Origin of the sequence: uncultured Allobosea sp. (assembly GCF_945957345.1) — a bacterium.
Classification (GTDB): domain Bacteria; phylum Pseudomonadota; class Alphaproteobacteria; order Rhizobiales; family Beijerinckiaceae; genus Allobosea.
Window position 1 is genome coordinate 1 of sequence record NZ_CAMFKW010000094.1, and the last position, 7,279, is coordinate 7,279.

Below are 7,279 nucleotides of genomic sequence, written 5' to 3' on the forward strand. Positions count from 1 at the left end.
GCCCTTCTCTGGACGCGATGGGGTCGCGGCGGGATCTGGCCCCTGATCTGTTCTTAATCCGGCGCTATCGGCCTGTCGGACGCGAATCCGATGGCGGCAACGGCGCTGGCAGCATTGCGCGGGCACCAGAGGCATCCACGCGCCTGCTATATGGAGTGTCTCGGCCGTAAACGCAACAAATCGGCGTTTGGAGGCTTCCCAAGGCTTAAAGACCGCTGAAGACTGGCCCTCGGCCCGCCGCCAACCTATATGATTGGAAGGTATATTCCCCGGAAAGGACATGGACGCCGCATGACGACCTTCGACCAGCGCAAGGACGCCTATGAGAACAAGTTCGCCCATGACGAGGAGCTGCGCTTCAAGGCGACCGCCCGGCGCAACAAGCTGCTCGGGCTCTGGGCTGCCGAGAAGCTCGGCAAGAGCGGCGCCGAGGCCGATGCCTATGCCAAGTCCGTGGTCGTGGCCGATTTCGAGGAGGCCGGCGAGGAGGACGTGGTGCGCAAGGTCAAGAACGACTTCGCGCTTGCCAGAATCGCCGTGGCGGATGCCGAAATCCGGACCGTGATGAGCGAACTGCTGATCAAGGCTGCCGACGAAATCCAGGCGGGTCGGTAAGGTCTGGCCGCCGGGTGCATCCCGGCTGACGCAGGACGTCTCTGAAACGGGCGCATGGGCGCCCGTTTGCATTTCGGGCCTGGCGCGGGGCAACCTGCGTTCGCCGCAGCCACAGTCCGAAGCGCGGCCCGAAAGCGGATGAAAACCATGGCCAAGTCCACCGTCCTGTCCTCCCTCGCCGATCGCTTCGCCAAGGGGGACAGCATCGTCTCGGCCTGGTGCGGTTTGCCCGATCCGTCCGTCTCGGCGACGCTGGCACAGGAGGATTTCGACGCGATCACGCTCGACATGCAGCACGGCCCGATCACGCTGGCCGAGGTGATCCGTGCGATCCCGCTGATCAATGCCGCCGGCAAGCCGGTGATCGGGCGCATTCCGGTGGGCGAGTTCCAGAATGTCTCGAAGCTGTTTGACAGCGGCGCCTCCGGGGTGATCGCGCCGATGATCAATACGATGGAGGATGCCCGGCGCTTCGCGGCCTATGCCAAATATCCGCCGATGGGCGAGCGCAGCTGGGGCAGCTATGGCGGCCTCGGGGCCTCGGGCCTCGACCAGAACAGCTATCTCAAGGCCGCAAACAGCTTCTCGATGACCTTCGCGATGATCGAGACGCGCGAGGCGATGGCGATCGTCGACGACATCCTGGCGCTGGACGGGATCGACGCGCTGTTCGTCGGGCCGTCCGACCTGTCGATCGCGCTGTCCGGCGGGGCGAAGGTCGATGCGACCGCGCGCGAGGTCGATGAAGCGCTGAAGCATGTCGTGGCCCGCGCCTCGGCGGTGAACAAGCCGGTCGCCTTCTATTGCGCGACGGCGGAGCGCGCCAAGCAGGGCCTCGCCATGGGTGCACGCATGGTCACGGTGATGAGCGATTCGTCGATGCTGCGCGCCGCGGCGTCGACGGCGCTGAAGATCACGCGGAGCTGAGCGGTCCGAGCATCGGCCCGGGAATGGTTCCCTTTCTTCGGGCGGGTGTTTCAGGCGTTGATGCCCTCGCGACGCTTCAGCAAGGCGTAATCCGCCCAGAGCAATCGCGCCGCGACGCCGCGCCAGGGCCGCCAGGCCTCTGCCATCGCCTGGAGCTCGGCCGGCTTCGGGCGGGCGGCCAAGCCGAAGGCGTGGCGGGCGGCCTCTTGGATGGCGAGGTCGCCGGCCGCGAAACCGTCGCGATGCCCGAGGCAGAACAGCAGGTAGACATCGGCCGTCCAGGGGCCGATGCCGGAGATCGCCGTCATCTGCGCGTGGACTTCCTCGGGAGAGGCATGTTCGAGCGCCTCGAAGGCGAAGCGGCGCTCGACCAGGGCGTTTGCGAGCGCCAGCAAGGTGCGCTGCTTGGGTCGTGACAACCCTGACAGGCGCATGTCGTCATCGGTCGCCGCCAGGACACGTTTGGGCGTCAGCGGCACGAAGACGCCGGCGAAGCGGTTCCAGACGGCGCGCGCGCTCGCGACCGACAATTGCTGGGAGACGATGATCGCGGCGAGGCCGGGAAAGCCGCCTTCGCGCAGCCTGAGCGGCGGCAAGCCCGTGCGCGCGACGATCGGCTGCCAACCCGGATGCAGGGCGACAAGCGCCGCCATCCCTTCCTCGAGATCGGCGTTGGATGTGATTCTCTCAATCATGATCCCCTATCGTTGGCAGAGGCGACGGCTTCCGTCAGTAGGGAGCGGCTTGGCACCTGCATGTGCAATCCCCGGGGCAATTCCCCAATTCTTCCAATCGCGGAATTGCCCCAGGTCTTTGTTTTATCGCATTTTCTTCACGCGAACCGGCGTCCACTTCGCTCGAAAATGCTCTAAACAAGGGAGATGGCGTCCGCTCCAACCGATTCCAGCAGGCCGGTCTTCCGCTTCGCCCCGAGCCCGAACGGCCGCCTCCATCTCGGCCATGCGCTGTCGGCCCTTACTAATGAGGCCTTGGAGCGCCGTTTCGGAGGCCGCCTGCTGCTGCGGATCGAGGATATCGACCTGACGCGCTGCCGGCCGGAATTCGTCGAGGGGATCGGGGCGGATCTCGAATGGCTCGGTATCCGGTTCGAACCCGGCTTCCGCCGGCAATCCCAGCATTTCGACGATTATGCTGCCGCGCTTGCGAAGCTTCATCAGCAAGGGCTGATCTACCCCTGCTTCTGCTCCCGGCAGGAGATTCGCAACGCCGCTGCTGCACGCGAAGCCGAGGCCGGGCAGTCCTGGCCGGTCGATCCCGACGGCGCACCGCTCTATCCCGGCTTGTGCAAGGGGCTCGATTCAGGCGAGGCCGAGCGGCGTATTGCAGCCGGAGCGCCGCATGTGTTGAGGCTCGACATGGCGGCGGCGATCGCCGCGTCAGGGCGGCCGTTAAGCTATGAGGTCTTCGATGCGGATGATGTCCGGCATTCCGTGCCGGTCGCGCCGGAGCGCTGGGGGGATGTCGTGCTCGCCCGCAAGGACGTGCCGACGAGCTATCACCTCGCCGTCACCGTCGACGATGCGTCGCAGGGGGTGAGCCATGTCGTGCGCGGCCGCGACCTGGAAGCGGCGACGGATGTCCATGTGCTCTTGCAGCATCTGCTGGGCCTGCCGACGCCGCTCTATCATTTCCATCGCCTGCTGCGCGACGATGGCGGGCAGAAACTCGCAAAGAGCCGGGATTCCCAAAGCCTCGGCGCTTTACGGGACGACGGGATCAGCGCGGCGGAGATTCGCCGGCAGCTCGGCTTCACCTGACTCGTTCAACCGACGCCGAGGAAGGTCAGCCAGGCGGCGGTCGAGAACAGCGAGAGCAGGGTCGAGAGCGTGATCGCGCTCGATGCGTCGGCGACGCCCTGCCGGTAGCGCTCGGCAAAGAGATAAGCGTTGATCCCGCAGGGACAGGCGGCGAAGAGCACCGCGACCCCGGACCAGTGGACTGGCATCTCGAAGACCCGCGTCGCCAGCCAGTAGACCAGGAGCGGATGCAGGCCGAGCTTCAGCCCGCTCAGCACCGTCGGCAGGGCGAGGCCGGATTCGAGCCCGTAACGGCGCATGGCGATGCCCAGGCTGATCAGCGCGCAAGGCACGGCGGCGCCTGCCAGCAGGTCGACCAATGTCCAGACCGGCGTCGGAATAAGATGGATGATCGGGCGCACGGCCGATCCGAGCAGGATTCCGATGATGATCGGATGGGTGAAGAGGCGCTTGATCAGCAACGGGATCGAGGCCGTGCGGCCTTCCGCCAGCAAGGTCGCAGCCGTCATCGTGACCGGCAGATGGACAGCGAGCAGCAGGCCGAGCGGCACGGCGCCGGCATCGCCATAGGCTTTGAGGATCATCGGGACGCCGACGAAGACGGTGTTCGACTGCGCGGCTGCAAAGCCGGAGACGACCAGCTCCGGCCCCTTTCGGGAGAAGAATTTGGAGGCGAGGACCATGGCCAGCGCCCAGACAACGGCGAGCCCGGCGAAATAGGCGACCCAGTAGCCCCAGGGCTGGGTTGCCGGAATATCGGCCTTGGCGAGCGTCCGGAACAGCAGGCAGGGCACGGCGAGGACGAAGACGAAATCCGACAGGCCTTCGCCCGTGGTCTCGCGCAGGAGCTTGCTCCAGCGCGCGACATAACCGAGGCCGATCAGCCCGAAGACGGGCAGGACGACGAGAAGGGAAGCGAGCATGGCTTCGGAACTCGCGCGAGAGAAACGCCTCGTTCCGCGGTGTCCGTTTGCGCGGGCGCTGTCAAGCAGCGAAGACCTAGCGAACAGCAGAATGCTCTGCCGTCATGCGTTCAGCGCAATTGCGCGACCGTGCCGCCGGCTTTCTCGATCAAACCGCGAATCTCGTCGCGCTGGCGCTTGAACTCGGCCAGGGTCGCACCCTGGAGCTCGCGCCCGCGGGGCACGCGGATCTTCATCGGATTGACGAAGTTGCCGTTGACCAGCACCTCGTAATGCAGGTGAGGGCCGGTGGAGAGGCCGGTCGAGCCGAGATAACCGATGACCTGGCCCTGCCTGACCTTGGCGCCCGGGACGATCCCGGCGGCGAAATTCGACTGGTGCGAATAGGTGGTAACATAGCCGTTGGCATGCTGGATCTCGGTATGCTTGCCATAGCCGGAGGACCAGCCGGCCTTGAGCACGGTGCCGTTGCCGGCGGCGAGGATCGGCGTGCCGATCTTGTTGGCCCAATCGACGCCGGTGTGCATCTTCGAATAGCGCATGATCGGGTGGTAGCGCATGCCGAAGCCCGAACGCAGCTCGCCATCGGCGATCGGCTTGCGCAGCAGGAACTTCTTCAGCGATTTGCCCTCTTCATCGAAATACTCGATCAACCCGTCATCCGGGGACTGGTAGCGGAAGACGCGGCGCGCTTCGCCATTGACGGTGAGCGTCGCAGACAGGATCTCGGCGCGCTCGCCTTCGTCCTCTTCGGTGAAGATCACCTCCAGATTGTCGCCGCCATGGACACGCTGCTGGAAATCGAGATCGTAGGAGAAGATGCGGACGAGCTCGTCGACGAGCGGCCGTGGCAGGTCATGCCGCGCGCCGGTCTCGTAGAGACTCTCATAGAGCCGGGCGCCGCCTGAATCCTCGTCCTCGTCGCCATCTTCGGCGTTGCGCCGCTGCGGTTTCTGCGGGCCGGCCGTATCCTGGCGCGGCAGGTCGACGGACACGAAGGCGCCCTTGTCGTTCATGGCGATGGTGCCGTCAGGCTGGCCGTTCGTGAGCAACGAAACGCGCATGATCTGGCGTGGATCGCCCGGGCGCGGGCCCGGTGCGAAGAGAACCTGCAGGACCTGACCGTCGGGCAGGGCCGAGGTGCGGATCTTGCCGCCGAAGGCCGCGATCATCGTGCGGATCTGTTCGGGCGTGACGCCGACGCCGCGCATGACCTGTTCGAAATTCTCGCCGCGCTTGGCCATCAGCAGCTTGTCTTCGACCAGAGGCTCGCGCGAGGCGGGAATCGGCGTCTTCGGTGCGTTCGTGACGTTCTCCGGCACGACGCGGACTTCGATTCCGGAGAAGCGGGTGTCGGTCGCCGGCGCATAAGCGAGGATATCGTTGCCCGGCGCGGTGGTGCCCGTCAGCGTGCGGCTCAGCATCAGTTGCGGCGGGATCGGCAGGGCGCGCTGGCGGCCCGAGTTCGCCATGTTGGCGCGCTCTTCCTCGATCTGCGAGATCACCTCGGCATCGCTGAGCTGCGGCTTGCCGGAGGGCAGGGTCAGCTCGCCGAGATCGCGCTTGACGATGGTGACGTCGGCATCCGGCATGTCCTGGGCCGGCTCCGCATAGCGCTCTTCAGGCTGCCCGCCCTCGGCGAAGAGGCGCAGCGGATTGAAGGGCGGGATATTGGTGGCATAGACGCCGGTGGTCAGCGACAGGTTGGATGCCAACCGGACGAAGGGCCGGACGCGGATGACCTCGCGGTCGCCGGTGCGCTGCGACATCGGCGCCCGCAGCGTATGGCGAGCCGACATCACCGGCTGGTCGGCGACGAGCTTGTCGGCCTTGCGGGCTCCGCCGCCATCGCCTGCAGCCGAGGAGGAGCGGACCGTGACCGTCTCGGGCTGCTCGGGATAGCTGGTGTCGCCGCGCATCGCGACGAGGATCGCCGCGCCGAGCAAGGCGGCGCCGCATGAGCCGACAAGGGCGCAGGCAAAGAGCCATCGCAGCGACACGCCGCGCCGATCGAGCGGCTGCTGACGGGAGTCGGCCGGCTGGATCGGCGGCTCGATGCCGAGGTCGACCAGCAGGGCCGCCGCCTCGGGGGCAAGCGGCTCGACCGGCTGTGCGAACTCGGGATGGGCGTTCATGGAGCGGCGGCTGCTTCTTGCGGGCTGTCTCGAAATCTCGATGGCAGCCCTCACCGAAGCGAGAGCGCCCTGAACGCGTCCTGACGAAAGCGCGGCAGGACCATGCCCGCGCCGGAAGCCGGAATCAATCCGTTCAGCCTTGGGCGATCTCCTGTGCTGTGAGATTGCGGCTGTTTTGGGAAGCGCCGCGGGCCGCGTACCGCAGCGCACCCAAGCTTGCGCACGAGCGCCCGCGCGTACTGTATCCCGGGCTGGGTTGATCTGACCGATTGCCGCCCGAAAGCAGTGCCGCGGAGCGAAGAATGCGAAGCGTCGAGTTCCGAGCGATCATCGCGGATAAAAATTTTGCACCGCAACAGGGTCGATCGGTCCGAATGGCGCCCAGGGCGAGATATGACCTGGCGGCCAATCGGCCAAAACTCCCCGAAAAGCGGCTCTGGGAGCGGGTTTTGAGGGGGATGGGAAAAAGAAATGCGATCCGTCAAAAAAACTTCATCGAGCGTGTTGACTTCCAATCCGGGCCTGGCCTATAAACCGCCCATCGAGACGGCGCCGCCGCTGAGCGGCGCCTCTTCTGCGCTTCCTTAGGACGCTGGGGCTTAGGCCGGTTCGCCGGACGGTTTCCTGTCTGAATTTGGTGAAGTGCCGCTGTTTGAAAATTGAAGACAGAAAGAGAAACGTGGACGGCGGGGTTCTTGCGGACTTGGCTTACGGGTCAAGTCGAACGAGACTTCGGTGTGCTGCGTTTTAACAAGAACCATTTGCCTGGTTGGTTGAGCGAAAGCTTGATCGGTCAAGTAATGGCTCCGTCAATACGCAGTGCGATGCCGGAACAAAATCTCAATCCAATCTGAGAGTTTGATCCTGGCTCAGAGCGAACGCTGGCGGCAGGCTTAACACA

At 65.4% G+C, this 7,279-nt stretch carries 6 protein-coding genes; 3 read left to right on the forward strand and 3 right to left on the reverse strand.

The annotated features are described in order from the left end of the window. Positions 1-291 precede the first annotated feature (291 nt). Both Q0Q36_RS24615 and Q0Q36_RS24620 read left to right on the forward strand, forming a co-directional pair. Positions 292-615 (forward strand): DUF1476 domain-containing protein, encoded by a 324-nt coding sequence (locus Q0Q36_RS24615; protein ID WP_293802456.1) that lies wholly within the window; start codon positions 292-294, stop codon positions 613-615. A gap of 147 nt (positions 616-762) precedes the next feature. Continuing rightward, entirely contained in the window at positions 763-1,542 is a 780-nt protein-coding gene (locus tag Q0Q36_RS24620; RefSeq protein ID WP_293802458.1) for an aldolase/citrate lyase family protein, read from the forward strand. Between the two features lie 50 nt (positions 1,543-1,592). Here the strand turns inward: Q0Q36_RS24620 and Q0Q36_RS24625 are convergent, their stop codons facing one another. Beyond that, positions 1,593-2,237, reverse strand: a complete 645-nt coding sequence (locus tag Q0Q36_RS24625) for a DNA-3-methyladenine glycosylase 2 family protein (protein WP_293802460.1) — start codon at positions 2,235-2,237, stop codon at positions 1,593-1,595. Positions 2,238-2,423: 186 nt separating this feature from the next. On the opposite strand from Q0Q36_RS24625, the gene gluQRS reads away from it, so the two are divergent. After that, complete coding sequence (gene gluQRS, locus Q0Q36_RS24630) at positions 2,424-3,320, forward strand: tRNA glutamyl-Q(34) synthetase GluQRS (protein WP_293802462.1); 897 nt, start codon at positions 2,424-2,426, stop codon at positions 3,318-3,320. A 5-nt stretch (positions 3,321-3,325) separates the two neighbouring features. On the opposite strand, the gene Q0Q36_RS24635 is transcribed toward gluQRS, so the two are convergent. Together Q0Q36_RS24635 and Q0Q36_RS24640 are read right to left on the reverse strand one after the other, a co-directional pair. Next, positions 3,326-4,243: an AEC family transporter gene (locus tag Q0Q36_RS24635; RefSeq protein WP_293802464.1), complete on the reverse strand. Its 918-nt coding sequence runs from the start codon at positions 4,241-4,243 to the stop codon at positions 3,326-3,328. Positions 4,244-4,353: 110 nt separating this feature from the next. Then, positions 4,354-6,378: a M23 family metallopeptidase gene (locus Q0Q36_RS24640; RefSeq protein ID WP_293802466.1), complete on the reverse strand. Its 2,025-nt coding sequence runs from the start codon at positions 6,376-6,378 to the stop codon at positions 4,354-4,356. Between the last annotated feature and the right edge of the window lie 901 nt (positions 6,379-7,279).

What these genes read in the sequence shown, in the direction of transcription:
- Q0Q36_RS24615 (WP_293802456.1), top strand. Translation starts at nt 292, where the DNA reads ATGACGACCTTCGACCAGCGCAAGGACGCCTATGAGAACAAGTTCGCC.
- Q0Q36_RS24620 (WP_293802458.1), top strand. Translation starts at nt 763, where the DNA reads ATGGCCAAGTCCACCGTCCTGTCCTCCCTCGCCGATCGCTTCGCCAAG.
- Q0Q36_RS24625 (WP_293802460.1), bottom strand. Translation starts at nt 2,237, where the DNA reads ATGATTGAGAGAATCACATCCAACGCCGATCTCGAGGAAGGGATGGCG.
- gluQRS (WP_293802462.1), top strand. Translation starts at nt 2,424, where the DNA reads ATGGCGTCCGCTCCAACCGATTCCAGCAGGCCGGTCTTCCGCTTCGCC.
- Q0Q36_RS24635 (WP_293802464.1), bottom strand. Translation starts at nt 4,243, where the DNA reads ATGCTCGCTTCCCTTCTCGTCGTCCTGCCCGTCTTCGGGCTGATCGGC.
- Q0Q36_RS24640 (WP_293802466.1), bottom strand. Translation starts at nt 6,378, where the DNA reads ATGAACGCCCATCCCGAGTTCGCACAGCCGGTCGAGCCGCTTGCCCCC.